The sequence below is a fragment of the Streptococcus sp. 9.1 genome, from assembly GCF_016648815.1.
Classification (GTDB): domain Bacteria; phylum Bacillota; class Bacilli; order Lactobacillales; family Streptococcaceae; genus Streptococcus; species Streptococcus salivarius_E.
Map to the genome: position 1 here is coordinate 67,855 of NZ_JACLQS010000004.1, position 25,573 is coordinate 93,427.

Here is a 25,573-nt window from a genome sequence, read left to right on the forward strand (position 1 = left end):
AATGAGGAAAGAAAATGTCAAAAAATTCAAGATTCAATGAAGATTTTAGTTATATAATGTTGATTATAAGTCTATTAACCGTCTTTTCTGTACTCTTTGTAAAACTTACATACTTAGTAGCATTACCTTATTATAAAGTTATAACAAACTTGTTCGCAGAAAAAGTTAGCCAGTCTGAAGCTCAAAAGTTTAAATATTGGATGCGTTTTCTTCCTATAGGCTGGTTTGTAGATATTAACAGTATTGAAGACAACAAACGTATCAAAAATGCTTCTGTTACTTCATCATTTTTACCAATAGCACTTCTTGTGTATTTAATTACTATTCCATTAACTAATGATGCTTCTTCAGACTCAATAATATGGGTGATTTCATTTATTTTTCTGTGTTTTACAATAGGTAGTGTGATTGGATTTTACAAAAATTTTAAGTTTACAAAAAATATTCAAGATTATCACAAGAATATGTATTGAATATAAAATAAATTACTAATGTAATGAAAAAAGGAACCTACTAAGTTCCTTTTTTCATTACAGTTAAACTAGCATTAACCAGTGGTTTGTTAGAATGATAAATTTACTTCATCCGCATGCTATCGATTTTTTCTTCAGTTGGTGTGACACGTAAGGTCTTTTGTCCCGTATAAGTTACAAATCCAGGCTTACCTGCCGTTGGTTTGTTGAGTTTCTTAACATCAATCATATCCACTTGAACCAAGTTTGATAGACGAGCCTTAGAATAGTAGGCTGCCAATTCAGCCGCATCGGTCTTGACCTCGTCAGTTGGGTTAAGATTGTCCTTGATAACTACGTGACTCCCTGGAATATCCTTGGCGTGGAACCAGAGCTCACCCTTTTTAGCCATCTTGAAGGTTAACTCCTCATTTTGCAGGTTGTTACGACCAACCATGATAATGGTCTTACCATCAGAAGCCAGATATTGTTCAGGTTTCTTGCGTTTGTGACGTTTGTCAGTTGAACGACGCTTCATAAAGCCAGCCTGAACAAGCTCCTCACGAATATCTTCGATTTCATCCATGTTGGCTTGAGAAAGACTGAATTCCACACTCTCCAAATAATCAATAGTCTGCTTGGTTTCCTCAATCAAACCAGTCAAGTGCTTAACAGCCTCCTTGAGTTTCTGGTATTTCTTGAAGTAACGCTGAGCATTTTGGTTAGGCGTTAGAGCTACATTTAGTGGAATGGTAATCTTTTCACCAGTGTAGTAGTTGTCTAGCTCGACACTATCCTTGTCATTTGGAACCATGCTGAGGTAGGTGGTCAAAAGCTCACCTTTTTGACGGAACTCCTCAGCATTTTCAGTCGCAGCAAGCTCTTTTTCCTGTTTAACAAGTTTCTTCTTGTTTTTTTCCAGTTCATTTTGCACTCGGTGGATCAAATCACTAGCTTGTTGAGCCACACGGTCACGCGCCGCCTTGTCCAAGTAGTAGTAATCCAATAGGGCTGACAGGGTTTCAAACTCAGGTTGGTCCTGACTATCTGAGAATCTTACAGCTGAAAATGCCTTAGCCGTTAAGTTTGGCTCTACTTCACGATTGAAGAAGGCACGGAAATTCTTGAGTTTATCAGTCTCAAGTAAGGTTGATAATTCATTGGCCGTGTCACGCCCCAAACCTTGGAAAAGTTTTTGAAGGTTTCTAGCTGACAAATCCTCTGTTTGTAGAATTTCAAAGAGTTTTTCGTCTGGAATATCAAAAGGATTCTTAGCGTCTGTCTTAGGAGGAGCAATATAGGTAGATCCAGGCAGAATAGTACGGTAACTATTTTGTGAGAAACCAACATGCTTGATAGACTCAATGATTTTGCTTTCGTTCTTGTCAATCAGGATAATATTGGAGTGTTTCCCCATGATTTCCATAACTAGAGTAACCTTGACGCTGTCACCGATTTCGTTTTTGTTTGATACAGAAATCTCAAGGACACGGTCATTTTCCAACTGTTGGATATCCTCGATAACCGCTCCTTGAAGGTATTTCCGCATAATCATGGTATAGGTGTTTGGATTCTGTGGATTTGGCAAGTCAGCCTTGGTCGTCTGAATACGCCCAAAAACAGGATGAGCCGAAAGCAGAAGCTTGTAATTCTGACGATTGTTACGAATAGTCAGGACCAACTCACGCTCAAAAGGCTGATTAACCTTCTGAATACGCCCGTAGAGAACCTGCTCACGCAACTCAGCCGTCATATGATGAAGAAAAAAGCCGTCAAAAGACATGATGTACTTCCTTTCTTGTTATTGATAATAATTGTTTTATTTTAAAAATAAAATTTTCTGTGAGACTTTCCTTAGGTGTTGGCGGACGTCAGCGAACTTTTACAAAGTTCCATGACTAATTTTTGAGCCTACCTAACGTCTCAAAAATTCCGAGCGCCTGAAACTAGAAGGTTTCAGGCGCTTTTAACACAGCGGAAAGTCTCAGTTAATTGCTCGCTCTGCTCGCAAAAAAGTTATTTCAAAAACTTGAAGAGTTTATGAACTTTGTTAGTTATTTTTAAATAATTTGCATACGTTATGAACGTAAATATTGCCTAACTATTATAGCACAAAGAGAGTAAAAATGCTTGGGATGGGTAGTCGAAATTGAGTTTGGTATTATTATGAACCATTCTTTATTACAAAAATTGTTCCGCTAAAATAGTTAAAAGTTATGGCTTAGATTATCCTGAATACCTTTGAATTTATATCTGACTTGTGGTATCATTTAATATGCTGAAAATTAAAGGAGCATTAAATGAACGATATTAAAAAGATATGCAATGCGACTAATTTGAAATACCTAGCTGTTGTACTTATGTTTTTGGACCAAATCTATCAGATGTTCGGGAGTATGGGGGCACCTATATGGTTGACGATGTTGGGACGTCTGTCTTTCCCAATTTTCCTCTTTCTTGCTGCTGATAGTTTTCACTACACTCATGATCGTATGGCTTTTCTCAGGCGTCTGCTTTACATGAGTTGGTTTATGATCATTGGCAACGCCATCATTGGTAGTATTTTTCATAATGGTAGTATCGGTTTAACCAACAATGCCTTTTCAACCTTCTTTATCACTGGGATTTTTATTTGCTCTTGGGATTTGTTGGCTAAGGGGCTTCGCGATAAATCGAACAAGGAGTTGATTCAAGGGATTGGTGTCTTTCTCCTGCCGATTCTTTCATCTATTCCGGTTGTAATCCTTTCAGGCATATTTGAAACGCCACATGCAAACCCAATCGTTGTGCAGATTGTAGCCTTTATCTTGTCACTTGTGCCAAGTATTATCATGGTTGAGGGTGGCTTTGTCATGGTTATTTTGGGGTTGTTATTCTATATTTTCCGTACCAATCGCATGGCTCAAATCATTGTCTTAGCTGTTATTTCAGTGATTGCCCATCTCTTTGATCCGACAGGAGTTCAGTGGATGATGGTTTTTGCTGCGATTCCTATGTATTTCTATAATGGTGAGCGTGGTAGTGGTAACAAGAATTTCTTCTATATTTTCTACCCAGCCCATATTTATCTCTTGTGGATCCTAGCAAGTTTGTTTAGATAAGATGACAAAGACAGTCCTTGTACTGTCTTTTTTTCGTGCTCAAGAGCCATTTTTATGGTTTGTTTCCTGCTTCTAAAACTGCTATAATTTAAGGCGTAATAGAATCTTGTGATAAGCAAATTGGAGGTATATCATGACAAAAGTAGCAGTAGTATTTGCGGAAGGATTTGAAGAAATCGAAGCCTTGAGCCCAGTGGATGTTTTCCGCCGAGCAGGGTTTGACTGTAACATGCTTGGACTTGAAAGTGCGTCAGTAACTGGCTCACATGGGATTCAAGTTGCTATGGATGGTGTATTTGATGGTAATTTTGCGGATTATGACTTGGTGGTCCTTCCTGGAGGTATGCCTGGCTCAACTAATCTACGCGACAACGAAACTTTGATTGCCTCTCTTCAAGAGGCTGCAAAAGCTGGAAAATATGTTGCTGCCATTTGTGCGGCACCAATTGTTCTCGAACGTGCTGGTCTTCTTGAAGGTCGCAAATTCACATGTTTCCCAGGTGTTGAGGAACAAATTGCTTCTGGCGAGCATCAAACTGACTTGGTGGTTGTTGATGGCAATATTGTCACTAGCCGTGGTGCCGGAACTGCATTAGCCTTTGCTTACGCCTTGGTTGATTTGTTGGGTGGCGATGGTCAGCAGTTGGCTCATACTATGGTTTACGACAGATTGTTTAAATAATCTTATTTAAGACTCTTGTTCAAGAATTCTAACACCTATTGTTAAGAATGTTGACAATTTATGTTACTCTATGAGATGATTGAGAAAGTATCAAACAGAGGGCCTAGTTATAGGCTGGAGAGACCTTAGCTTAAGTTTATAAGCTTTGGTTTTTTCTTTTCTCCTTTGACATCCGTCTTGAAAACGGTTATAATAATCACAAAATAACCTTTAAATGAGTCCAGAGAGGCTTGAAAGGTCGGACAGGTGAAAAAACAGGGTTCTCCTGTAATTTTTTGTGCGACCTTGCCATGTGGCGAGGTTTTTTTGATGACATTTTGCAGTTTAGAAAGGGTTGTCATGATTTTAGTTGAAGATTTAACCATTGTGAGTCAGCGTGAGATTGCACCTCGTATTTTCGAGATGGTGCTTAAGGGAGAGATGGTTGCGGATATGCAGGTTGGACAGTTCGTTCATCTCAAGGTACCAGATCCAAGCAAGCTCCTTCGTCGTCCGATTTCCATTTCAGAGATTGACTACGACAAGAAAGAGGCAACCATTGTCTATCGTGTGGAGCGTGAGGGGACAGCCATTCTGTCTAAGATGGTAGCTGGTCAAACCATTGATACCATGGGCCCTCAGGGAAATGGTTTTGATATTTCCGTTATTGAGGCTGGGCAGAAAGCCCTCCTAGTTGGTGGAGGTATTGGTGTGCCACCTTTGGTTGAGACGGCTAAGCAGTTGAAGGCTAAGGGAGTGGAAGTTGTATCAGTGATTGGTTTTGCCAATAAGGATGCCGTCATCTTGGAGGACAAGCTCAGAGCTTGTGGTGATGTTTATGTGACGACCGATGACGGTTCATACGGTATCAAGGGTTACGTTTCAACGGTTATTGATGGTTTCTCCTGGACTCCAGATGCCGTCTACAGTTGCGGAGCTCCAGGCATGCTTAAATATGTCGATAGCAAGTTTGAAAATCATCCTCATGCCTATGTTTCTATGGAAGCTCGCATGGCTTGTGGTATGGGTGCTTGTTATGCCTGTGTGGTTCACGTTAAAGGAGAATCTGACGCCAAAAATCTTCGTGTTTGCGAGGAAGGACCAGTCTTCCCTACCGGAAAAGTCATCGTCTAGGAGGTTACTATGTCAGAGACTAAATCAGAAAATCGATTAGCTATCAGCCTTCCAGGGCTTGACTTGAAAAATCCTATTATTCCAGCCTCAGGTTGCTTTGGTTTTGGGCAAGAGTATACCAAGTATTATAATTTGGACAAACTAGGTTCTATCATGATTAAGGCAACGACTGCCAACCCTCGTTTTGGTAATCCAACACCCCGTGTGGCTGAGACGCCATCAGGCATGCTTAATGCCATTGGCTTGCAAAACCCTGGTGTTGATGCTGTCTTGTCTGAAAAACTCCCTTGGTTGCAGGAGCATTATCCTGATCTGCCAATCATTGCCAATGTGGCTGGATTTTCAAACGAAGAATATGCGGAAGTCTCTCACAAGATTTCCAAAGCCAGTAACGTCAAGGCTATCGAGCTCAATATCTCCTGTCCAAACGTGGACCATGGCAATAACGGCCTTCTCATCGGACAAGTCCCAGAGCTTGCCTACGCGGCAGTAAAAGCCAGTGTCTCTCACTCTGATGTGCCCGTCTATGTCAAACTGACACCGAGCGTGACTGATATCACAAGTGTCGCCAAGGCAGTCGAAGATGCCGGTGCGACAGGCTTTACCATGATTAATACCTTGGTTGGTACACGCTATGACTTGGCTACTCGCAAACCTATCATTGCCAATGGTCAAGGTGGTATGTCAGGGCCAGCTGTCTTCCCAGTAGCCCTTAAACTCATCCGTCAAGTTGCTCTAGCATCAGACCTCCCAATTATCGGTATGGGTGGCGTCGACAGTGCCGAAGCGGCCATCGAAATGTTCATCGCTGGTGCCTCAGCCATCGGTGTCGGAACAGCCAACTTCGCAGATCCATATGCCTGCCCTAAAATCATCGACCGCCTCCCTGAAGTTATGGACAAGTGCGGTATCACAACACTCGAAGACTTACGCAAAGAAGTTCGAACAGACTTGTTGGGGAAATGAATAAGAATAGCTTCTTTAAGGAATTTAACAAAGGTATAATTACTTTCATCCCCCTTTGACATTCCCATATAAAAGCGCTATAATGGAACAAATTGAACTGAACCTTTAATCGAGTCCAGAGAGGCGAGAAAGGTGTACTGAGATGCTACGGCATCACTAAAGGGTAGGGTCTGCCCTGTTTTCGTGCAACCTTCGCTGACTGGCGGAGGTTTTTTGTGTGAAAGGATATAAGAAATGAGAGAAAATCGTCCTGTTATTGCCCTTGATTTCCCGACTTTTGAGGATGTGAAGGCATTCCTTGCTAAGTTTCCTGCTGATGAAAAGCTCTATGTGAAGATTGGTATGGAACTTTACTATGCGGCTGGTCCAGAGATTGTTCGCTATGTTAAAGATCTTGGCCATAGTGTTTTCCTTGACCTTAAGCTTCACGATATTCCAAATACTGTCAAATCTGCAATGCGTGTTTTGTCTAACCTTGGTGTTGATATGACAAATGTGCATGCGGCTGGTGGTGTGGAAATGATGAAGGCTGCGCGTGAAGGCTTGGGTGAAGGTCCAATCTTGATTGCTGTAACTCAGTTGACCTCTACCTCTGAAGAGCAGATGCGTGATTTCCAAAATATCCAAACGACACTTCAAGAATCAGTGGTTCATTATGCTAAGAAGACTGCTGAAGCAGGTCTTGATGGTGTTGTTTGCTCAGCACACGAAGTCGCAAAAATCAAAGACGCAACAAATGAAGATTTCGTTTGTTTGACACCTGGTATTCGTCCAGCAGGAGCAGCGGTTGGTGACCAAAAACGTGTCATGACACCTGCCGATGCGCGTCAAATTGGTTCAGATTACATTGTTGTTGGTCGTCCAATTACACAAGCTGATGATCCAGTAGCAGCTTATCACGACATCAAGGCTCAATGGAACGGTCAATAAATTTTCAAAAAGACCTTATTTCATAGGAAAATAGATTGAATTAGGTTATAATAAAGAGAAAGAGTAGAAAACGCTTTACGGAGGATAATAATTATGACATTAGCATCACAAATCGCATCTGACTTGCTTGATATCAAGGCTGTTTACCTTAAACCTGAAGAACCATTTACATGGGCATCAGGAATCAAATCACCAATCTACACAGACAACCGTATTACTTTGTCTTACCCAGAAACTCGTACACTTATCGAAAATGGTTTTGTGGAAAAAATTAAGGAAGAATTTCCTGAAGTAGAAGTGATTGCTGGTACTGCAACTGCGGGTATTCCTCACGGTGCTATCATCGCTGACAAGATGAACCTTCCATTTGCCTATATCCGTAGCAAACCAAAAGATCACGGTGCTGGTAACCAAATCGAAGGTCGTGTGGTTAAAGGCGAAAAAATGGTTGTTGTTGAAGATTTGATTTCAACTGGTGGATCAGTACTTGATGCTGTAGCAGCTGCAGAGCGTGAAGGGGCTGATGTTATCGGAGTTGTGGCTATCTTCACTTACGAATTGCCAAAAGCTGAGAAAAACTTTGCTGATGCTGGTGTGAAATTGGTTACTCTTTCAAATTACACTGAGTTAATCAAAGTGGCTAAAGTGCAAGGCTACATCACAGCAGACGGACTTCAACTCTTGAAAAAATTTAAAGAAAACCAAGAAACTTGGCAAGACTAAATATCATGATTGAAGGCGGAACGTTTCAGGCGTTTCGCTTTTTTTAGTATAATTTAGGAAATAATAGAAGCAGGGAGAATATAAGATGTCAGTAAATGAGTGGTCAGATGCAACGGCAATGGCTGAGGCCTTGCGAAATAAGACGGTCAGTCCCCGAGAACTAGTAAAGGATACTATAAGTGAAGCGGAGAGGACGAATACTAAAATCAATGCTATCGTCAGTCAACGTTACGAGAAAGCTTTAGAAGAAGCAGAAACTAGAGACTTTTCAGATAAACCTTTTGCTGGTGTCCCAATTTTCCTAAAGGATTTGGGGCAGGAGCAAGCTGGTGAGCCGTCAACAGCGGGTTCTCGCCTATTTACAAGTTATCGGGCTAAGGAAACGGATAATTATGTTAAGAAACTTGAGGAATTGGGCTTTATTATTATAGGACGTTCTAGCACTCCTGAGTTTGGCTTCAAAAATATTAGTGATGCTCAGGTTCACGGTCCTGTCAATCTACCTGATGATGCGAGGCGTAATGCTGGTGGCTCAAGTGGCGGTGCGGCTGCTCTTGTGAGCTCTGGCATTTCTCCTTTGGCCCCAGCTAGTGACGGTGGGGGCTCTATTCGAATTCCAGCTTCCTTTAACGGCCTAATCGGTCTCAAGCCTACCAGAGGACGAATTCCAGTCGGTCCTGGTTCGTTTCGTGGATGGCAGGGAGCCTCTGTCCAGTTTGCTTTGACTAAGTCTGTTCGAGATACAAAACGCTTGCTTTATCATATGCAGACGTGTCAGATGGAAAGTCCATTTATCTTGCCAAAGCTCAGCAAAGATTCTTTAGACCAACCAGTCAGACCTTTGAAGATTGCTTTTTTGACTGTATCTCCTATCGGTGGTAAGGTATCAGAATCTGCTATTGCGGCGACAAAAAAGGCTGCTAGAGCATTAGAAAGTCTAGGACATCATGTCCATGAAATCACCTATCAGCCCTTGAATGGGATTGAAGCTATGCAGTCTTACTACATTATGAATAGTGTTGAGACGGCTGCCATGTTTGATGGTATAAAGGCTGGTTTGGGACGTCAGATGACGCTTGAAGATATGGAGTTGATGACTTGGGCTATTTTCCAATCTGGTCAAAAGATTCCTGCCAAAGTTTACTCTAAAGTCCTAACTCAGTGGGACCAGTATAGCCATCAGATGGCGAATTTTCATGAATCTTACGATATTCTTCTGACTCCTACAGTTGCGGATGTGGCACCTAAGCATGGGCAGTTTGCCCTCTCTGAAAGCCTACAGAACCAACTCAAGCATATGTCTGAGTTTGATTGGCCAAAGCAACAAGAACTTATTTGGGATATGTTTGCGAATAGTTTAGATTGGACGCCTTTCACTCAACAAGCTAACCTGACGGGACAACCATCGATTTCTTTACCTGTTTATCGTGATGGGCAAGGGCTGTCCCTTGGTGTTCAACTGACAGCCGCCAAGGGAAGAGAAGACCTCCTCTTACACCTGGCCCAACAATTGGAAGAAGATTCGGTTTTTAGTTAGGTATACTCATTCTCGGTTCAAATTTTTGTAAAACCCTTTCAAATAGTGTAGTCTAAGATTATAAGTTTTTAACTTAACTTCATTATTTGTTTTAAGGAGACATATATAGATGAAAAAGAGATTTTTCGCCGTTTTTAGCCTAATCTTGGCTGCGGTCTTTTTGGTTGCATGCTCGTCACAGAGTACAGGTGAGAAGAACTGGGAAAAGATTGAGAAACGTGGGAGCATCAAGGTTGCGACTGCTGGAACACTTTACCCACAAACCTACCACGATGATAAGAATAATTTGACTGGTTATGACGTTGAGATTCTCAAAGAAGTTGGAAAACGTCTTAAGTTGAAAATTGAATTCACTGAGATGGGTGTAGATGGCATGCTTACTGCTGTAAATAGTGGGCAAGTCGATATCGCTAACTACTCACTTGAAGACGACAACAAGAATGTTAAAAAATTCTTACGTTCTGAACCATACAAGTATTCCTTCACTTCAATGGTCGTTCGTGAATCGGATAATTCTGGAATCTCTTCATGGAATGATCTCAAAGGCAAAAAGGCAGCCGGTGCTGCAAGTACAAAGTACATGAAGATTGCCAAAAAAATGGGTGCTGAACTCGTCGTATATGATAATGTTACCAATGACGTTTACATGCAAGACTTGGTAAATGGGCGTACAGACGTTATCGTCAACGATTACTATTTGCAAAAGATGGCAGTAGCCGCTATCAAAGACAAGTACCCAGTTAAGATCAACGACGGTATCTACAGTAACCCTTACTCAACAAGCTTTACTTTGTCATTGAAGAATAAAACTCTTCAAGAAAAAGTTAATAAAGCTATCAAAGATATGAAGAAAGATGGTACCCTTACCAAGATTTCAGAGAAATTCTTTGCTGGTCAAGACGTTACAAAGAAAACAAAAGTTGACTATACTGAGATTGATATCTCTGATGTTGAATAATATGAGCGATCCAATTGGATCGCTTATTTGCTAAAGAAATGTTTAGAAAGTTAGACTTATGATTATTGATTTTTCACTGATTCTAAAAAGCATTCCTTATGTCCTATCAGGTCTGCCTTATACCTTAGGAATCTCGCTTTTAAGCTTTATGGTTGGGAATGTTTTTGCTATCATCCTTGCCTTCATGCGAATGTCACAAAAGCCTTGGTTAAAGTATCCAGCACGTATTTATATTTCCATCATGCGTGGGGTTCCTATGTTGGTCGTGCTCTTCATTCTTTACTTTGGTTTGCCTTATGTTGGTGTTCAGCTACCTGCCCTTCTTTGTGCCTTTATTGGCTTCTCCTGTGTTAGTGCCGCTTATATGGCAGAGATTTTCCGTTCATCCATAGTTGCCGTAGATAAGGGACAGTGGGAAGCAGCTCGCTCTCTTGGTCTTCCTCAGAAGTCTATTATCCGTCGGATTATCTTACCTCAGGCTATGCGTATAGCAGTAGCTCCTCTTGGTAATGTTATTATTGATATGGTTAAGAGTTCCTCATTGGCTGCTATGATTACAGTGCCTGACATTTTCCAAAATGCTAAGATTATCGGTGGGCGTGAGTATGACTACATGTCTATGTATATCCTAATCGCCCTTATTTACTGGACTTTGAGCTTTACTTTAGAACTGCTTGAAGGCTATCTTGAAAAACGTTTAGCTACTTATTGATTTTTGAAAAAATTGTTTGAATATCTAATGAAATATTGAAATTTATTTAATTCTAATCTTATAAATGTGGTATAATAAAAGCGATTTAAAAATCAGAAAGGTCTTTTGGAATGAAGAAGAAAACAGTCGTTGCAACGACACTATCAACCCTACTCGTCTCAACTGCCATCTTGGCTAATGCTGTCCAAGCTGACGAGGTAGAAACTCATGCAGCTGTAACAGCACCAAGCACTGAAGTAGTAGCTACAGAGGCAATTACCAATGCGACATCTACTGCAGCAACAACTGCATCAAGCGAGTCTGCAGCTCCAGTAGCTAGTTCAACATCAGTTGTTACTGCTTCAACAGCTGAAACAAGCGAAACACCAGTTGCCACAGCCAGTGAAACAGCAACTGCAGCCGCAACTCCTACAACAGAAGTCGTGACAAATGCTAGCACAAGTGCCAGCAACGACACTGTAACTGTTCTTCACACCAACGATGTTCATGGTCGTATGGTTGAAGATGATCGTAACGGAGTTATTGGTGATGCCCTTTTGTCTGGTATCGTCAATGATTCTCGTTCAAAAGGAACAACCCTTGTCTTTGACTCTGGGGACTCATTCCAAGGTCTTCCAATCTCAAACAGCTCTAAGGGTGAGGACATGGCAAGCGTCATGAATGCTGTTGGTTTTGATGCCATGACAGTGGGTAACCATGAGTTCGATTTTGGTCTTGACCAATTGCGTCGTTTGAGCAAACAAATCAATTTCCCAATCATCACATCTAACGTTTATGTGGACGGCGTACGTCTTTTCCAACCATCTACAATCGTTGACAAAACACCTGGTGTTGATGGAGATGAAGTAGTTGTTATTGGTGTTACTACACCAGAGACAGCTACTAAGACACACCCACGTAATATCACTGGTGTCTCTTTCACCGATCCTATTACTGAGGTTAAAGCTGTTGTTGACCAAGTGGAATCAAATGCTCGTGCTGAAGGTAAGGAATACAAGACTTATATTGTCCTTAGTCACTTGGGTATAGATACAACAACTCCAGTTGAATGGCGTGGATCAACATTGGCAGAAGCTCTTTCAAACTATGCCCCTTTGAAAGGAAAACGTGTTCTTGTCCTTGATGGTCACTCACACACCCTTCACACAGCGACATACGGCGATAATGTCACTTACAACCAAACTGGTAGCTACCTTAACAATGTCGGCCGCGTCGTTTATAATTCTGACCGTATCTTGTCACATGGCGTGATTTCACACGACGAAGCTAAGAAGAATTATCAAGTTAACCCAACAGTTAAAACTATGATTGATGACATTCAAGCTAAGTACAAGGCAGATTCTTCGAAAGTAGTTATCGAAAATAGTCCAGTTAAACTTAGTGGTGACCGTATGGATGTTCGTGTTCGCGAAACTAACCTTGGTAATGTTGTCGCTGATTCTCTCTTAGATTACGGACAATCAGCCTTCACACACAAGTCTAACCTTGCCGTAACAAACGGTGGTGGTCTTCGTGAAACAATTGCCAAAGACAAACCAATCACTAAAGGTGATATCATTGCCGTTCTTCCATTTGGTAACTCAGTTGCTCAAATTCAAGTGACAGGTCAAAATATCCATGATATGTTTGTCAAATCTCTTGGTTCTATTCTCCAAGTTGACGAAAGTGGTAAAACTGTTCTAGATGAAAATGGTCAACCACTTCTTGAACCATCTGGCGGTTTCCTTCAAGTATCAGGAGCTCGTGTTTATTATGACACAACACTTCCAGCAGAAAAACGTATCTTGTCAATTGACATTTTTGATCCAGAAACTGGTACCTATAAACCACTCAACACTAATGAAACTTACTACCTTGTAACGAATGACTTCTTGGCTGCTGGTGGTGATGGCTTCACAATGCTTGGTGGTCCTCGTGAAGAAGGTCCTTCAATGGATACCGTCTTTGCGGATTACTTGACACATGCAGACCTTTCTAAGTATGCAGTTATCAATCCAAACTCACGTACCATTTCTATTTCAAGTGCTGACTTTGCTGCCTTGAACAAAAAAGAAAATGCAGAAGACCCTACACTTAATCCATTGAGTCCTGTTACGCCATCTAGCCTTGCTGAAGACCTTAAAACAACTAAACCAGTTGTATCTAAAGTAGTAACGACACCTAATGGTAAAGTATTCTTCGTTTCAACAAGAAACGAAGCACTTAAAGAAACAGAAAAAGTGGCAGAAGCTTCTGCTCAAACTGAAGTTCTTCCTACAACAGGTGATAAGGCCTCACACGCTGGACTCCTCGGACTCGGTATGTTGCTAACTCTCTTTGGACTTAGTGGAAAACACAAAGGTAAAGAGAAATACTAAGAAGTTTGCAGATAAAAAAAGAGTTAACCATTTGGCTAACTCTTTTTTGTTTTCTTGTTGTTGCTATGTGTTTTTCGATACTGACTTGGTGTTTGGTCGTAATAGTGTTTAAATTGACGGTTGAAATTTGATAAATTGTTAAAACCAACATCAGTAGCAATTTCCAAAACTGGTTTAACACTATTACGGAGCTCTTCGCAAGCAGCATTAAGTCTTGCTTGAATGATAAATTCGGTACAAGAGGTACCAGTTTGTTGCTTAAAAATCGTCATAAAGTGAGTCTTACTATACCCCATAAGCAATGACAACTTATCAATAGTGAGATTTTCAGCATAATGCTGGTTAATGTAATCAATAATTTCCCGAATTTTTTCATTCTTACGATAATGATCATCAGAAGTCTTTCGCTCTACCAAGCGATAGAAGTAGAAGAGATAGATTAATTCCTCTAGTTTTGACTTGAGAAGAAGTTCATAGTGACGATCTTTCTGACGAATCATCTTAAAAATCTCAAAAAGAAGAGCTTTAATTTCTGTATAACCCTCGTCTGACGGTCTTAGACATTGTTTAAACTTAAAATTGGAATTCTGTAAGGGCTGAAGATAACGGAGACTAAGCAGATCCACCAGAGACTGTCCCAACATATCCAAATGAAAATGAAGAGTATCAGTATGATGAGACTGATTATCTATGGGATGAATCGAATGAAGCTCATTAGGACATATCAAAAAAATATCTCCAGCCTGACTGTCAAAATAGTCATAATCAATATGATAGCGAGCTGTCCCCTCATAAACGTACTGTATTTCAAGCTCAGGATGCCAATGAAATAGAATATCAGGGCGTCCATTTTCGACCATAGTTTCCTCCAGTCGAAAAGGAAGCAGGTTATCATCAAAATCTATCAAATGTTTAAAATCAGTATCAGTAGCTGCTTGACTCATGATTAACCTTTCAAAATCATAGGATAATACCATAATAGCATTTTCTTTCTTAAAAAGCATGAGTTAATCGTCTTATAGTATTGGTAGTTTTTTGGATTACATAATTTTATTTCTGTATTTAAGTATGCAAAATAAAAAGATGACTAAGCATCTTTTTTACATAAATTTAGTTATGTTTATTTTCCTAGGCAGAACTGACTAAAGAGTTGTGTAATGAGTTCATCTGGGGCGGCGTCACCAGTAATTTCTCCTAAAACTTCCCAGGTGCGTGTCATATCAACCTGTAAGAGGTCAACAGGCATGCCTAATTCAAGACCTTGATTGACTGCTTCAAGACTTTCGAGAGCTTTTTCAATGAGTGAAATATGACGAGCATTTGAGAGATAAGTAGCATCTTTCTCCACTAGGCCAGCATTATCAAAGAAGAGCTGATTGATGCGATTTTCGATTTTGTCAATATTTTCATTCTTGAGGACTGAAATTGGAATGACATCTTCGGGAAGCTCTTCCATTTGGATTGCTTGTGGTAGGTCTGTCTTATTTAGAAGAATGATGCGATTGCTATTTTGACTGATTTCTAATAATGTACGGTCTTGCTCTGTTAACGGTTCAGAGCTATTAAGCACAAGGAGAACCAGGTCAGCCTCTTCGAGAGCTTTCTTGGAACGCTCAACACCAATCTTTTCAACCACATCATTTGTGTCTCGAATACCAGCGGTATCGATTAACTTAAGTGGAACACCCTTGATATTAACGTATTCTTCAATGACATCACGGGTGGTACCTTCAATGTCTGTTACGATAGCTTTCTCCTCGCGTAGGAGATTGTTAAGAAGACTAGATTTTCCGACATTTGGACGACCAATGATTGCCGTTGAAAGGCCTTCTCGTAGGATTTTTCCTCGTTTAGCAGTGGCAAGAAGATTTTCTAAAAGTGCTTGGAACTCTTGTGTTTTTTCACGGACAAGAGCTGTGGTAACTTCTTCAACATCATCATATTCTGGGTAATCAATATTAACTTCGACTTGAGCCAAGGTGTTAAGGATTTCTTGACGAGTGTTATTAATGAGATTCTTGAGCGACCCATCAAGTTGAGAGACGGCAACGGCCATAGCCTTATCAGTCTTAGCACGAATCAAATCCATGACAGCTTCAGCCTGAGTCAAGTCCACACGACCATTCAAAAAGGCACGTTTGGTAAATTCTCCAGGTTCAGCCATACGAGCTCCAGAACGAATAAGGAGTTGGAGGATTTCATTAGTCACAGCAACCCCACCGTGAGTGTTGATCTCCACGACATCCTCACGCGTAAAGGTCTTTGGCGCACGCATAACACTTACCATGACTTCATCAATGGTTTCCTCATTTTCGACAATATGGCCGTAATTGATAGTATGTGAAGTAACTGATTCTAGATTTTTTCCTTTGAAAACTTTATTAGCAATAGCAATAGCATCGGTTCCAGATAAGCGAACGATACCGATAGCACCTTCACCTAAGGGCGTTGAAATGGCAGTAATCGTATCAAATTCTTTGGTAATTGACATAGTTATTCCTTTGGATTTTTTCTGTATAAGTTTTAAAATGATTTAATTTCATTGTAACGCAAAAGAGCAGTAGTCGCAAGGATTGGTGCTGATAAAGCCAAGAAAAAAGAGCCTGAGCTCTTTTTGTTTATTTGTGGCGTTCAAAGTATGATTTGGTTTCTTTAATGATGATTGGTGAAAGGACTAGGAGGGCAATCAAGTTAGGCAATGCCATCAAGCCGTTTACGATATCCGCAATTTTCCAAACAACATCAAGTGTGAGGTAACCACCAAGAGCAACCATAACCACAAAAATGAGGCGGTAGAGTGGAAGGAATTTAGTTGATTTGAAAATGAATTCGAAACAACGTTCACCGTAGTAAGACCAACCCAAGATTGTTGTAAAGGCAAAGAGAACTAAAGAAAGTGTTAAGGCAATTTCACCAAAAGTTCCGAAAACAGATGAGAAGGCTGCCTGTGTCATTGGGGCACCTTCTAGGCTACCTGACCATTGACCAGTTACAAGGATAGCAAGACCTGTAAGCGTACAGATGATAATCGTATCAATGAAAGTACCTGTCATCGAAATCAAACCTTGTTCAACAGGTTCTTCGGTCTTAGCGGCAGCGGCAGCGATAGGAGCTGATCCAAGACCTGACTCATTTGAGAAGACACCACGCGCAATACCAAGTCGCATAGCGACCATGACTGTTGCACCAGCAAAACCACCTACGGCAGCTTTACCAGTAAAGGCAGATTGGAAGACCATTTCAAGGACCGGTAAAAGTTGATTAAAGTTTGTAAAGATAACCACAAGAGCTGCTAGGATATAAAGTCCAGCCATAAATGGTACGACCTTTTCAGAAACTTTAGAGATAGATTGGATACCACCAAAAATGATGGCAGCAGTTATAAGAGCAAGTAAGATACTTACGATTTTTGGTGACCAGTCAAAGCTGTTTTGAAGTGAGGCGGTGATTGAGTTAACTTGAGAGAAAGTACCAATCCCCAACCATGCAACTAGGACACCTGCAAAGGCAAAGAAGTAGGCCAAAGGTTTAGCAATTGTTTGCCATTTCCCAGAAAAACCGTGTGTGATGTAATACATTGGACCACCAGATACATTGCCTTGGTCGTCAAGTGTACGGAATTTAATAGCCAAAAGACCTTCGGAATATTTGGTTGCCATACCAAAGAAAGCGGCAATCCACATCCAGAAAAGGGCACCAGGTCCACCAGTTTTAATGGCAGTAGCTACACCGACAATGTTCCCTGTACCAACAGTTGCTGCGAGAGCAGTTGCGAGGGCTGCAAAACTAGAAATATCACCTTCCCCTTTATCTTCAGCAAAGATAAGTTTAAAAGCTTTAGGAAGACGAAGTACTTGCAAAAGACCAAGGCGAATTGTAAGGTAAACCCCAGTTCCTACAAGAAGAACTAGAAGGGGTGGACCCCAGACAAAATCATCAATGGTAGTAAAAAATTCTAACATAAATTTACAATCTCCTTTAACCGAGACGTCAAAAAAGAGGTTTGGCTTAACCAGACCTCTGAGAATACAAAGCTATTACTACAAGTTAAAAAACTTGCGATGCTTTCTGTCCTTTTACCTGAGAGTTTCGGTTGTTACCCCTTGCCCCTTCGGTGTCTTGTTTACAGCTAAGGCTGCTTCAAGATCTCTCCAGAAGTCCGTCAATCACCAGTCATCCTGATGACATCACTCGGTTCTTATTTTATTGTGATTCTATCTTATCGAAAAAACCGAACAGTGTCAACACTAATTTTCATCAAAACTATAAAAATCCGAATATTATTCTTTAGAATGTCTTCCTCTAAAGCTAGAAAAAGCTAGGAATATCAGTAATCTTAAGCAAAGTACTTCCAAATAAAAACAAACAATTATTTTCTAAAGTTATTTCATTTGCATTATGAATAGGGTCTGCATTTTTATCTAAAAAATGATAAAATAGTAGAGCTTATTTTTGAGAATGGAGAATATAATGAACCCATTATTAACTGGTATGAATGACAAACAGGCCGAAGCCGTCCAAACGACTGAGGGGCCTTTATTGATTATGGCTGGTGCAGGATCTGGGAAGACACGTGTGCTTACCCACCGCATTGCCTACCTCATTGACGAGAAAATGATCAATCCCTGGAATATCCTAGCCATTACCTTTACCAATAAGGCCGCTCGTGAGATGCGTGAACGTGCTATGGCTTTAAATCCAGCAACTTCAGAAACCTTAATTGCAACCTTCCATAGTATGTGTGTGCGAATCCTTCGTCGTGAAGCAGACCATATTGGCTACAACCGAAACTTTACTATCGTAGATCCTGGTGAACAACGTACTTTGATGAAACGTATTCTCAAGAATCTGAACCTAGATCCTAAGAAGTGGAATGAACGTGCCATCTTAGGGACCATTTCCAACGCCAAAAATGATCTATTGGATGAAGTGGCCTATGAGCACCAGGCTGGTGATATGTACACCCAAATCGTTGCTAAATGTTACAAGGCCTATCAGGAAGAGCTCCGTCGTAGTGAAGCTATGGATTTTGACGATTTGATTATGATGACTTTACGTCTCTTTGACAAAAATCCTGATGTTCTCGCCTATTATCAGCAGCGTTATCAGTACATTCACGTGGATGAGTACCAAGATACCAACCATGCTCAGTATCAGTTGGTAAAACTCTTGGCATCTCGCTTCAAGAATATCTGTGTCGTAGGTGATGCGGACCAATCAATCTACGGTTGGCGTGGGGCTGATATGCAGAACATCCTTGACTTTGAAAAGGACTATCCTGAAGCCAAGGTAGTTCTCTTGGAAGAAAACTACCGTTCAACCAAGAAAATTCTCCAAGCAGCCAATGAAGTTATCAAGAACAACCGAAACCGCCGTCCTAAGAAACTTTGGACTCAAAATGACGACGGTGAACAAATCGTTTATTACCGTGCTAATGACGAGCGTGATGAAGCTGTTTTTGTCGCTTCAACTATTGATAACATTATTCGTGAAGAAGGTAAAAACTTCAAGGATTTCGCTGTACTTTACCGTACCAATGCTCAGTCTCGTACCATTGAAGAAGCCTTGCTCAAGTCTAATATTCCTTATACCATGGTCGGAGGTACCAAGTTCTACAGCCGTAAAGAAATTCGTGATGTCATTTCTTACTTGAACTTGATTGCCAATCCTGCGGATAATATTAGCTTTGAACGTGTGGTTAATGAACCTAAACGTGGAGTTGGGCCTGGTACGCTTGAAAAGATTCGCACCTTTGCCTATGAGCAAAACATGAGTCTCCTAGATGCATCAGCTAATATTATGTTGTCACCGATCAAGGGGAAAGCAGCTCAGGGCGTTTACGATTTTGCTAACATGATTCTGAATCTACGTGACCAGCTAGACGGGCTAAGTATTACTGAAGCGGTAGAGGCTGTCTTAGATAAGTCTGGCTATCTGGATGCTCTTTCTATGCAACAAACACTTGAAAGTCAAGCACGCATTGAAAATATTGAAGAATTCATGTCTGTTACTAAGGATTTTGATGAAACCAACACCGATGGTACGGAAGATGAGACTGGTATTGACCGTTTAGGCCGTTTCTTGAACGATCTAGCCTTGATTGCTGATACGGACGATGGTGATATGGAAGCAGCAGAAGTAACCTTGATGACTCTCCATGCTGCTAAAGGACTTGAATTCCCAGTTGTCTTTCTTATTGGTATGGAAGAGGGGGTCTTCCCTTTGTCTCGTGCTTCAGAGGATCCAGAAGAACTCGAAGAAGAGCGTCGCTTAGCTTACGTAGGTATTACCCGTGCTGAAGAGATTCTTTTCCTTACCAACGCTAATACACGTACGCTTTTTGGTAAGACTAGCTATAATCGTCCTAGCCGTTTCTTGCGTGAAATTTCAGATGATTTATTACAATATCAAGGTCTAGCACGTCCAGCCAATTCATCATTTGGTGTTCGTTTTACAAAGGAAGAACCTACACAATTTGGTCAAGGCATGAGTCTACAACAAGCGCTTCAGACCAGAAAAGCAAATGCACAACCTCAAAGACATACTGGCGCTCAGCCATTTTCAAAAGCTACTGGCGGACTACCTTTTGGTAAGACTTCAGACTCTGGCAATTCAGCTACTGACTGGGAAATCGGAGATATCGCTCACCACAAGAAGTGGGGAGATGGTACCGTTCTAGAAGTAACTGGAAGTGGCAAGACACAAGAACTTAAGATAAAATTCCCAGAAGTGGGACTTAAAAAGGTTTTAGCAAGCGTAGCACCTATTGAGAAGAAATAGAAAGGGACCGAAAGGTCCTTTTTATAAGCCCTCCCTATCACATTGATAAAAAATTTCTATTAGACAGCTAGCTGTTCTGGGTGTAGAATGAAGGCAACTTTTGTTTTGGAGGACACCCATATGTCACGAGAATTTTCATTTGAAACCTTACAATTACACGCTGGACAAACACCTGATAAGGAAACAAAATCACGTGCGGTTCCAATTTACCAAACGACTTCATATGTCTTTGACGATGCTCAAGAAGGTGAAGATCTCTTTGCCCTTAGAAAACCCGGTAATATTTACACACGTATTACCAATCCAACAGTAGCAGTACTTGAAGAACGTATCGCAGCCCTCGAAGGTGGTGTTGGTGCCTTGGCTACGGCTTCAGGTATGGCTGCAATCACCTATGCGGTCCTTGGTTTGGCACATGCTGGCGATCATGTTGTTGCTGCGACAACCCTCTACGGTGGAACATTTAATCTCTTAAAAGAAACTCTTCCACGCTATGGTGTCACAACAACTTTTGTGGATGTTGACAATCCTGAAGAAATTGAAGCTGCTATCAAAGATAATACCAAACTAGTCTTGATTGAGTCTTTGGGTAATCCGCTTATCAACATTCCTGATTTTGAAAAAATTGCTGAAATTGCTCACAGTCATAAAATTCCATTGGTTGCTGACAATACTTTTGGGACTCCATATCTCATCAATGTTATCTCCCATGGTGTAGATATCGTGGTTCATTCTGCGACTAAGTTTATCGGTGGACATGGAACAACTATTGGTGGCCTTATCGTCGATTCTGGTAAATTTGACTGGGAAGCTTCAGGAAAATTCCCACAGCTGGTTGACGAAGACCCATCTTACCACAATATCAGCTATACACGTGATGTTGGTCCAGCAGCATTTATCACTGCCCTTCGTACACAACTCTTGCGTGACACAGGGGCTGCTTTGGCACCTTTCAATGCTTTCTTGCTCTTACAAGGACTTGAAACACTTTCACTTCGTGTAGAACGTCACGTCGAAAATACGAAAAAAATCGTAGACTTTTTGGAAAATCATCCAAAAGTTGAAAAAGTGAACTATCCTGGATTGCCATCAAGTCCTTACTATGACTTGGCACAAAAATACTTCCCTAAAGGACCAGGTTCTATTTTCACTTTCCATGTTAAAGGTGGGCAAGATGAGGCGCGTACGGTAATTGATAACCTTGAGATTTTCTCTGACCTAGCTAATGTAGCTGACGCAAAATCTTTGGTAGTTCACCCTGCAACAACAACTCACCAACAATTGGCAGAAGCAGATTTGCTAGCTTGTGGTGTCACTCCAAATCAAATTCGCATCTCAGTTGGTTTGGAAAACTCAGATGATTTGATTGAAGATTTAAAACTAGCCCTTGATAAAATCTAAGTATTTTGATACTAAACATTCAAACCAGCTATAGAGCTGGTTTTTTGTTATACTATCCCTATGAAATTTGTTTTTGATTTGGATGGAACCCTATGTTTTGATGGTATGACCATGTCAAAAGAACTACAAGAGGTTCTTTTAACAGCACCAAAATACGGTCATGAGATTATTTTTGCAACAGCAAGCTCTTACAGAGACTGTCTTAGTATTTTGGAGGGAGAATTGAAAAAACTGACAGTAGTTGGCTTAAACGGTGGCGAAGTCTTTCAAGATGAATATTTAGTATCTCAATACACAATACCTTCCCATGCTCTCAGGACGATTGTTAGCTACTGTGATACCTATAATCTCCCTTATTTTATTGATGATACCTTTAATTATGCTATACAAAATCCTAATCAGATTCCTTTCCTTTCAAATGTTGACCCATTAAACAAAGCAAGTATTCTGCCTGTCCAAGAACTTAATAAGCCCATTAAAGCTGTTATTCCACTTGCAGAGCATGAGGATATACGAGAAGATCTTATATTTAACCTAAACAAACTGGGATGTTTAGACCTTACTTACCACGATATCGAAAGGTGTCTATACATTAATCCTAAAGGTGTGACTAAGGCTAGTACTGTTTTAAACCACTTTGGCAGAGAGTTTGTAGCTTTTGGAAATGACCAAAATGATATTTCTCTTTTCAAAAATGCTATATATGGTGTGCAAGTTGGCGATTATCCCTATCTGAAAGACTTTTCGGATGAAGTCATTCCTGCAATTAATACAGTGATTGCTGAAAAAATTAAACTACTGTTTGAAAAGTTCTAAACAAATACTTAGGCTTCTTGCTCTATTTGCAGTACAATAGTAAAAAAAGTATTGGAGGACTAGCATGCCAACATTTATTGGAAAAACAGTTACAGTAGCAGAAGACAAACAACTTCAAGTTGGAGATACCTTGCGTGACTTTAACTTGACAGCAACAGATTTGACGAAAAAATCACTTTCAGAATTCGAAGGAAAGAAAAAAGTTATCTCTATTGTTCCATCGATCGATACTGGTATTTGTTCAACTCAAACGCGTACCTTTAACAAGGAATTGTCAGAACTAGATGATACTGTCGTTATTACTATTTCAGTGGACCTACCATTTGCACAAGCTCGTTGGTGTGGTGCTGAGGGCCTTGAAAATGCCATCATGCTCTCTGACTACTATGATAATAGTTTTGGTAAAGACTATGGTGTCCTTATTGAAGAATGGCACTTGTTAGCGCGTGCAGTATTAGTGGCAGACGCTGACAACAAGATTACTTATGTCGAATATTTAGACAATATCAATACTGATCCAAACTATGAAGCGGCAGTAGCAGCAGTTAAAAGCTTATAAAAGGGAAAGGGGCTCCGGTCTCTTTTTTTGCCTTTCTTACAGTTTTTACTTGCAAAAGTATTAGCTTCTTGCTATTATTGTATAGCAATACTCAATACGGATAGTAAAATATAAAAAGGAGATTCGATGTCTGAAAAAGAAAGACCTCAAATGATTATCGATTACGAAGCTAATACAGACAAACTTGTTCGTTTAGGCGATGTTGTCGATCAATTTAAAGGAAAAGCTGTCCCTGCTAAGGCAGAACCTGGCGAATTCGCTGTCATTAATCTATCGGATATGACACCCAACGGCATTGCTTACGATGACCTAAAAACATTTTCTGAGGAACGCCGCAAACTTTTACGCTTTCTCTTAGAAGATGGAGATGTGCTTATTGCATCTAAGGGAACTGTTCAAAAAGTTGCTGTTTTCGAAGATCAGGGCAAGCGTGAAGTTGTTGCCTCATCAAATATCACAGTATTACGACCTAAGGAAAAACTTCGTGGTTTTTACATCAAGTTCTTTCTTGAGACAGATATTGGTCGTGCCTATTTGGATTATGCTGATAAGGGAAAGGCTGTCCTCAATTTATCAACAGCTGACCTCTTGGACATTAAGATTCCTGAGATACCAATTGTTAAGCAAGATTACCAAATTGCGGCCTATCTACGTGGTCGTGCCGATTTCCACCGTAAGATGGTTCGTGCAGAGCAAGAGTGGGAAAATATTCAGAATAATGTTACAGAAGCTCTATTTGGAAATTAACTAAAAGCCAGCAAACTAGGATTTGTTGGTCTTTTTTTATTATTCTCGTGTATAATGGTAGTAGCAAATATGTTATTAGGAGGTCATTATGACTACCAACACCATAGATTTATCACAACCAGTCGCAACAATCATAAAAGAACATCCAGAGGTTAAGGATTTACTGATTGACCTTGGTTTTAAGCCCTTGTCTAACCCAGCTATGCTAAATACTGTCGGTAAGGTAACCAGTCTAAAAGCTGGCTCCAAGTTAGCTAATATTCCCCTAGATAAAATCAAGCAAACCTTACTATTCAATGGTTATGATGTCATCGGAGACTAATATGGAAAACAATCGTATTCAAATACTCAAAGAAATTCTCCTTGATTTACACCAGGGAGCCAGTCCTGAGAGTGTTCAAGAGCGCTTCAATCAACACTTCAAGGGAGTATCTGCCCTTGAAATCTCTATGATGGAGCATGAATTGATGTCTTCTGAAGATGGAGTTACCTTTGAAGATGTTATGAGCCTTTGTAATGTCCACGCTAACCTCTTTAAAGGAGCTATTGCAGATGTGGAAGTGGCGGACGCTGATCAAGAGGGCCACCCTGTCTATGTGTTTAAACAAGAGAATTTAGCCCTACGTTCAGCTATCCTACGTATTCGACGTATCATCGAAAACATTAGTAAGCCTGAAAATGAAGATTTCAAATCTGACCTACTCAATGGGCTTAGACATCAGATGTCTTTATTGGGACAATTTCATAACCATTACACACGTAAAGAAAAGCTCTTCTTTCCAATAATGGAGCGTTATGGTCATGATTCTCCTCCAAAGGTTATGTGGGGTGTAGACGATGACATCCGAAAACTTTTTAGAGCGGCAGAAGCTAAACTAAAAGAACTTCCAGATGCTGATTTAGAAGAATTTTCAAAGTCCTTCGAAGCTTTTTCAGAAGAATTTGAAGCTATGATTTTCAAGGAAGAAGCTATCTTACTTATGATTCTGCTTGAAACCTTCACGCAGGATGATTGGCTTTCAATTGCCGAAGAAAGTGATGCCTATGGCTATGCAATTATAAAACCTACAGCCGTTTGGAAACCTAAGCGTGAGCGTTTTGAGGAAGACAATACGGAGACATTGCAAGAACAGTCTGGTCTGAGCACTGACGAACATACGGGCAATACCCGAATTATTGATACCCCGGAAGGACAATTTACCATCAGCTTCACCCCAAAACCAAAAACTGAAACTGTCGTAGATAGAGAAACAACGCAACCTTTTGGCAATGGTTATCTTTCTGTGGAGCAGGCCAATCTCATTCTTAACCATCTCCCTTTGGAAATCACTTTCGTCAATAAAGACGATATTTTCCAATACTATAATGATAATGTTCCTGCTAGTGAAATGGTTTTTAAACGAACACCTAGCCAAATTGGACGAAACGTTGAACTTTGTCATCCGCCCAAAGTGCTTGATAAGGTCAATAAAATCTTTGAATTACTAAGAAGTGGAGAGCGTGACCAAGTTCCAATGTGGTTCAAATCTGAACGTTTAGGAAAATTCGTCTATGTTACCTATGCAGCTGTTAGAGATGACAAGGGAGACTTTCAAGGTGTCCTAGAGTATGTGCAAGATATTAAACCTTTCTTTGAACTAGAAAGCGATCTTAAAAGAGATATTGATTAAAAAGCTAGCAGTCCTGCGACTGCTTATGACTATAATCCGTAAGAGGTTAGAGACTTTGCTCTCTGCCTC

General features: G+C 40.5%; 22 protein-coding genes and 1 riboswitch. Of the genes, 18 read left to right on the top strand and 4 right to left on the bottom strand.

What is annotated here, in order from left to right; genetic code table 11:
- Nucleotides 1-14: 14 nt before the first annotated feature.
- Nucleotides 15-473, top strand: coding sequence for a hypothetical protein (locus tag H7T93_RS09975; RefSeq protein ID WP_227039225.1), 459 nt, complete (start codon nt 15-17; stop codon nt 471-473).
- A gap of 103 nt (nt 474-576) precedes the next feature.
- Here the strand turns inward: H7T93_RS09975 and H7T93_RS04665 are convergent, their stop codons facing one another.
- Entirely contained in the window at nt 577-2,235 is a 1,659-nt protein-coding gene (locus tag H7T93_RS04665) for an NFACT family protein (RefSeq protein ID WP_002891002.1), read from the bottom strand.
- A gap of 517 nt (nt 2,236-2,752) precedes the next feature.
- Between H7T93_RS04665 and H7T93_RS04670 the strand changes: the two genes are divergently transcribed.
- The 10 genes from H7T93_RS04670 to nt5e all read left to right on the top strand — a co-directional run bounded on the left by H7T93_RS04670 (nt 2,753) and on the right by nt5e (nt 13,531).
- Nucleotides 2,753-3,553 carry a TraX family protein gene (locus H7T93_RS04670; protein WP_002891001.1) on the top strand — a complete coding sequence of 267 codons (801 nt, stop codon included), beginning with the start codon at nt 2,753-2,755 and terminating at the stop codon, nt 3,551-3,553.
- 133 nt (nt 3,554-3,686) lie between these two features.
- A complete protein-coding gene (locus H7T93_RS04675) occupies nt 3,687-4,235 on the top strand; it encodes a DJ-1 family glyoxalase III (RefSeq protein WP_037603244.1) in 549 nt (182 codons plus the stop codon).
- A gap of 339 nt (nt 4,236-4,574) precedes the next feature.
- Nucleotides 4,575-5,348, top strand: coding sequence for a dihydroorotate dehydrogenase electron transfer subunit (locus H7T93_RS04685; protein ID WP_229103919.1), 774 nt, complete (start codon nt 4,575-4,577; stop codon nt 5,346-5,348).
- A 9-nt stretch (nt 5,349-5,357) separates the two neighbouring features.
- Entirely contained in the window at nt 5,358-6,314 is a 957-nt protein-coding gene (locus tag H7T93_RS04690) for a dihydroorotate dehydrogenase (RefSeq protein WP_175057606.1), read from the top strand.
- Between the two features lie 234 nt (nt 6,315-6,548).
- On the top strand, nt 6,549-7,244 hold the full coding sequence (pyrF, locus tag H7T93_RS04695) for an orotidine-5'-phosphate decarboxylase (RefSeq protein WP_175057605.1): 696 nt from the start codon (nt 6,549-6,551) through the stop codon (nt 7,242-7,244).
- A gap of 93 nt (nt 7,245-7,337) precedes the next feature.
- Nucleotides 7,338-7,967: an orotate phosphoribosyltransferase gene (gene pyrE / locus H7T93_RS04700; RefSeq protein WP_004182503.1), complete on the top strand. Its 630-nt coding sequence runs from the start codon at nt 7,338-7,340 to the stop codon at nt 7,965-7,967.
- An 85-nt stretch (nt 7,968-8,052) separates the two neighbouring features.
- Nucleotides 8,053-9,504: an amidase gene (locus H7T93_RS04705; RefSeq protein ID WP_195519868.1), complete on the top strand. Its 1,452-nt coding sequence runs from the start codon at nt 8,053-8,055 to the stop codon at nt 9,502-9,504.
- A 109-nt stretch (nt 9,505-9,613) separates the two neighbouring features.
- Entirely contained in the window at nt 9,614-10,462 is an 849-nt protein-coding gene (locus H7T93_RS04710; RefSeq protein ID WP_145516869.1) for a transporter substrate-binding domain-containing protein, read from the top strand.
- A gap of 58 nt (nt 10,463-10,520) precedes the next feature.
- On the top strand, nt 10,521-11,174 hold the full coding sequence (locus tag H7T93_RS04715) for an amino acid ABC transporter permease (RefSeq protein WP_002890981.1): 654 nt from the start codon (nt 10,521-10,523) through the stop codon (nt 11,172-11,174).
- Between the two features lie 110 nt (nt 11,175-11,284).
- Nucleotides 11,285-13,531 carry a cell surface ecto-5'-nucleotidase Nt5e gene (nt5e, locus tag H7T93_RS04720; RefSeq protein ID WP_175057603.1) on the top strand — a complete coding sequence of 749 codons (2,247 nt, stop codon included), beginning with the start codon at nt 11,285-11,287 and terminating at the stop codon, nt 13,529-13,531.
- Nucleotides 13,532-13,566: 35 nt separating this feature from the next.
- Here nt5e and H7T93_RS04725 read toward each other — a convergent pair whose 3' ends face one another.
- The 3 genes from H7T93_RS04725 to H7T93_RS04735 all read right to left on the bottom strand — a co-directional run bounded on the left by H7T93_RS04725 (nt 13,567) and on the right by H7T93_RS04735 (nt 17,493).
- Nucleotides 13,567-14,475, bottom strand: coding sequence for an AraC family transcriptional regulator (locus H7T93_RS04725; protein WP_070577269.1), 909 nt, complete (start codon nt 14,473-14,475; stop codon nt 13,567-13,569).
- Between the two features lie 176 nt (nt 14,476-14,651).
- Nucleotides 14,652-16,022 carry a tRNA uridine-5-carboxymethylaminomethyl(34) synthesis GTPase MnmE gene (gene mnmE / locus H7T93_RS04730; RefSeq protein ID WP_175057602.1) on the bottom strand — a complete coding sequence of 457 codons (1,371 nt, stop codon included), beginning with the start codon at nt 16,020-16,022 and terminating at the stop codon, nt 14,652-14,654.
- 127 nt (nt 16,023-16,149) lie between these two features.
- Entirely contained in the window at nt 16,150-17,493 is a 1,344-nt protein-coding gene (locus H7T93_RS04735; RefSeq protein WP_201041637.1) for an alanine/glycine:cation symporter family protein, read from the bottom strand.
- Between the two features lie 96 nt (nt 17,494-17,589).
- Nucleotides 17,590-17,696, bottom strand: a riboswitch (glycine riboswitch).
- A gap of 305 nt (nt 17,697-18,001) precedes the next feature.
- Here H7T93_RS04735 and pcrA point away from each other — a divergent pair.
- The 7 genes from pcrA to H7T93_RS04770 all read left to right on the top strand — a co-directional run bounded on the left by pcrA (nt 18,002) and on the right by H7T93_RS04770 (nt 25,504).
- Nucleotides 18,002-20,311, top strand: coding sequence for a DNA helicase PcrA (gene pcrA / locus H7T93_RS04740; protein WP_201041638.1), 2,310 nt, complete (start codon nt 18,002-18,004; stop codon nt 20,309-20,311).
- Nucleotides 20,312-20,431: 120 nt separating this feature from the next.
- Nucleotides 20,432-21,712 (top strand): O-acetylhomoserine aminocarboxypropyltransferase/cysteine synthase family protein, encoded by a 1,281-nt coding sequence (locus H7T93_RS04745; protein ID WP_129852233.1) that lies wholly within the window; start codon nt 20,432-20,434, stop codon nt 21,710-21,712.
- 60 nt (nt 21,713-21,772) lie between these two features.
- On the top strand, nt 21,773-22,528 hold the full coding sequence (locus tag H7T93_RS04750; RefSeq protein WP_129852232.1) for an HAD hydrolase family protein: 756 nt from the start codon (nt 21,773-21,775) through the stop codon (nt 22,526-22,528).
- Nucleotides 22,529-22,592: 64 nt separating this feature from the next.
- Nucleotides 22,593-23,087, top strand: a complete 495-nt coding sequence (gene tpx, locus H7T93_RS04755; protein ID WP_014634498.1) for a thiol peroxidase — start codon at nt 22,593-22,595, stop codon at nt 23,085-23,087.
- Between the two features lie 126 nt (nt 23,088-23,213).
- Nucleotides 23,214-23,834, top strand: coding sequence for a restriction endonuclease subunit S (locus H7T93_RS04760; protein WP_004182515.1), 621 nt, complete (start codon nt 23,214-23,216; stop codon nt 23,832-23,834).
- A gap of 88 nt (nt 23,835-23,922) precedes the next feature.
- Nucleotides 23,923-24,156: a DUF1858 domain-containing protein gene (locus H7T93_RS04765; protein ID WP_004182516.1), complete on the top strand. Its 234-nt coding sequence runs from the start codon at nt 23,923-23,925 to the stop codon at nt 24,154-24,156.
- Between the two features lies 1 nt (nt 24,157).
- The gene (locus H7T93_RS04770) at nt 24,158-25,504 is read left to right on the top strand and encodes a DUF438 domain-containing protein (RefSeq protein ID WP_004182517.1); all 1,347 of its coding nucleotides are present in this window, start codon (nt 24,158-24,160) and stop codon (nt 25,502-25,504) included.
- Nucleotides 25,505-25,573 lie beyond the last annotated feature (69 nt).

Excerpts from the sequence above, each read along its gene's own strand:
- H7T93_RS09975 (WP_227039225.1), top strand. The coding sequence starts at position 15 with ATGTCAAAAAATTCAAGATTCAATGAAGATTTTAGTTATATAATGTTG.
- H7T93_RS04665 (WP_002891002.1), bottom strand. The coding sequence starts at position 2,235 with ATGTCTTTTGACGGCTTTTTTCTTCATCATATGACGGCTGAGTTGCGT.
- H7T93_RS04670 (WP_002891001.1), top strand. The coding sequence starts at position 2,753 with ATGAACGATATTAAAAAGATATGCAATGCGACTAATTTGAAATACCTA.
- H7T93_RS04675 (WP_037603244.1), top strand. The coding sequence starts at position 3,687 with ATGACAAAAGTAGCAGTAGTATTTGCGGAAGGATTTGAAGAAATCGAA.
- H7T93_RS04685 (WP_229103919.1), top strand. The coding sequence starts at position 4,575 with ATGATTTTAGTTGAAGATTTAACCATTGTGAGTCAGCGTGAGATTGCA.
- H7T93_RS04690 (WP_175057606.1), top strand. The coding sequence starts at position 5,358 with ATGTCAGAGACTAAATCAGAAAATCGATTAGCTATCAGCCTTCCAGGG.
- pyrF (WP_175057605.1), top strand. The coding sequence starts at position 6,549 with ATGAGAGAAAATCGTCCTGTTATTGCCCTTGATTTCCCGACTTTTGAG.
- pyrE (WP_004182503.1), top strand. The coding sequence starts at position 7,338 with ATGACATTAGCATCACAAATCGCATCTGACTTGCTTGATATCAAGGCT.
- H7T93_RS04705 (WP_195519868.1), top strand. The coding sequence starts at position 8,053 with ATGTCAGTAAATGAGTGGTCAGATGCAACGGCAATGGCTGAGGCCTTG.
- H7T93_RS04710 (WP_145516869.1), top strand. The coding sequence starts at position 9,614 with ATGAAAAAGAGATTTTTCGCCGTTTTTAGCCTAATCTTGGCTGCGGTC.
- H7T93_RS04715 (WP_002890981.1), top strand. The coding sequence starts at position 10,521 with ATGATTATTGATTTTTCACTGATTCTAAAAAGCATTCCTTATGTCCTA.
- nt5e (WP_175057603.1), top strand. The coding sequence starts at position 11,285 with ATGAAGAAGAAAACAGTCGTTGCAACGACACTATCAACCCTACTCGTC.
- H7T93_RS04725 (WP_070577269.1), bottom strand. The coding sequence starts at position 14,475 with ATGAGTCAAGCAGCTACTGATACTGATTTTAAACATTTGATAGATTTT.
- mnmE (WP_175057602.1), bottom strand. The coding sequence starts at position 16,022 with ATGTCAATTACCAAAGAATTTGATACGATTACTGCCATTTCAACGCCC.
- H7T93_RS04735 (WP_201041637.1), bottom strand. The coding sequence starts at position 17,493 with ATGTTAGAATTTTTTACTACCATTGATGATTTTGTCTGGGGTCCACCC.
- pcrA (WP_201041638.1), top strand. The coding sequence starts at position 18,002 with ATGAACCCATTATTAACTGGTATGAATGACAAACAGGCCGAAGCCGTC.
- H7T93_RS04745 (WP_129852233.1), top strand. The coding sequence starts at position 20,432 with ATGTCACGAGAATTTTCATTTGAAACCTTACAATTACACGCTGGACAA.
- H7T93_RS04750 (WP_129852232.1), top strand. The coding sequence starts at position 21,773 with ATGAAATTTGTTTTTGATTTGGATGGAACCCTATGTTTTGATGGTATG.
- tpx (WP_014634498.1), top strand. The coding sequence starts at position 22,593 with ATGCCAACATTTATTGGAAAAACAGTTACAGTAGCAGAAGACAAACAA.
- H7T93_RS04760 (WP_004182515.1), top strand. The coding sequence starts at position 23,214 with ATGTCTGAAAAAGAAAGACCTCAAATGATTATCGATTACGAAGCTAAT.
- H7T93_RS04765 (WP_004182516.1), top strand. The coding sequence starts at position 23,923 with ATGACTACCAACACCATAGATTTATCACAACCAGTCGCAACAATCATA.
- H7T93_RS04770 (WP_004182517.1), top strand. The coding sequence starts at position 24,158 with ATGGAAAACAATCGTATTCAAATACTCAAAGAAATTCTCCTTGATTTA.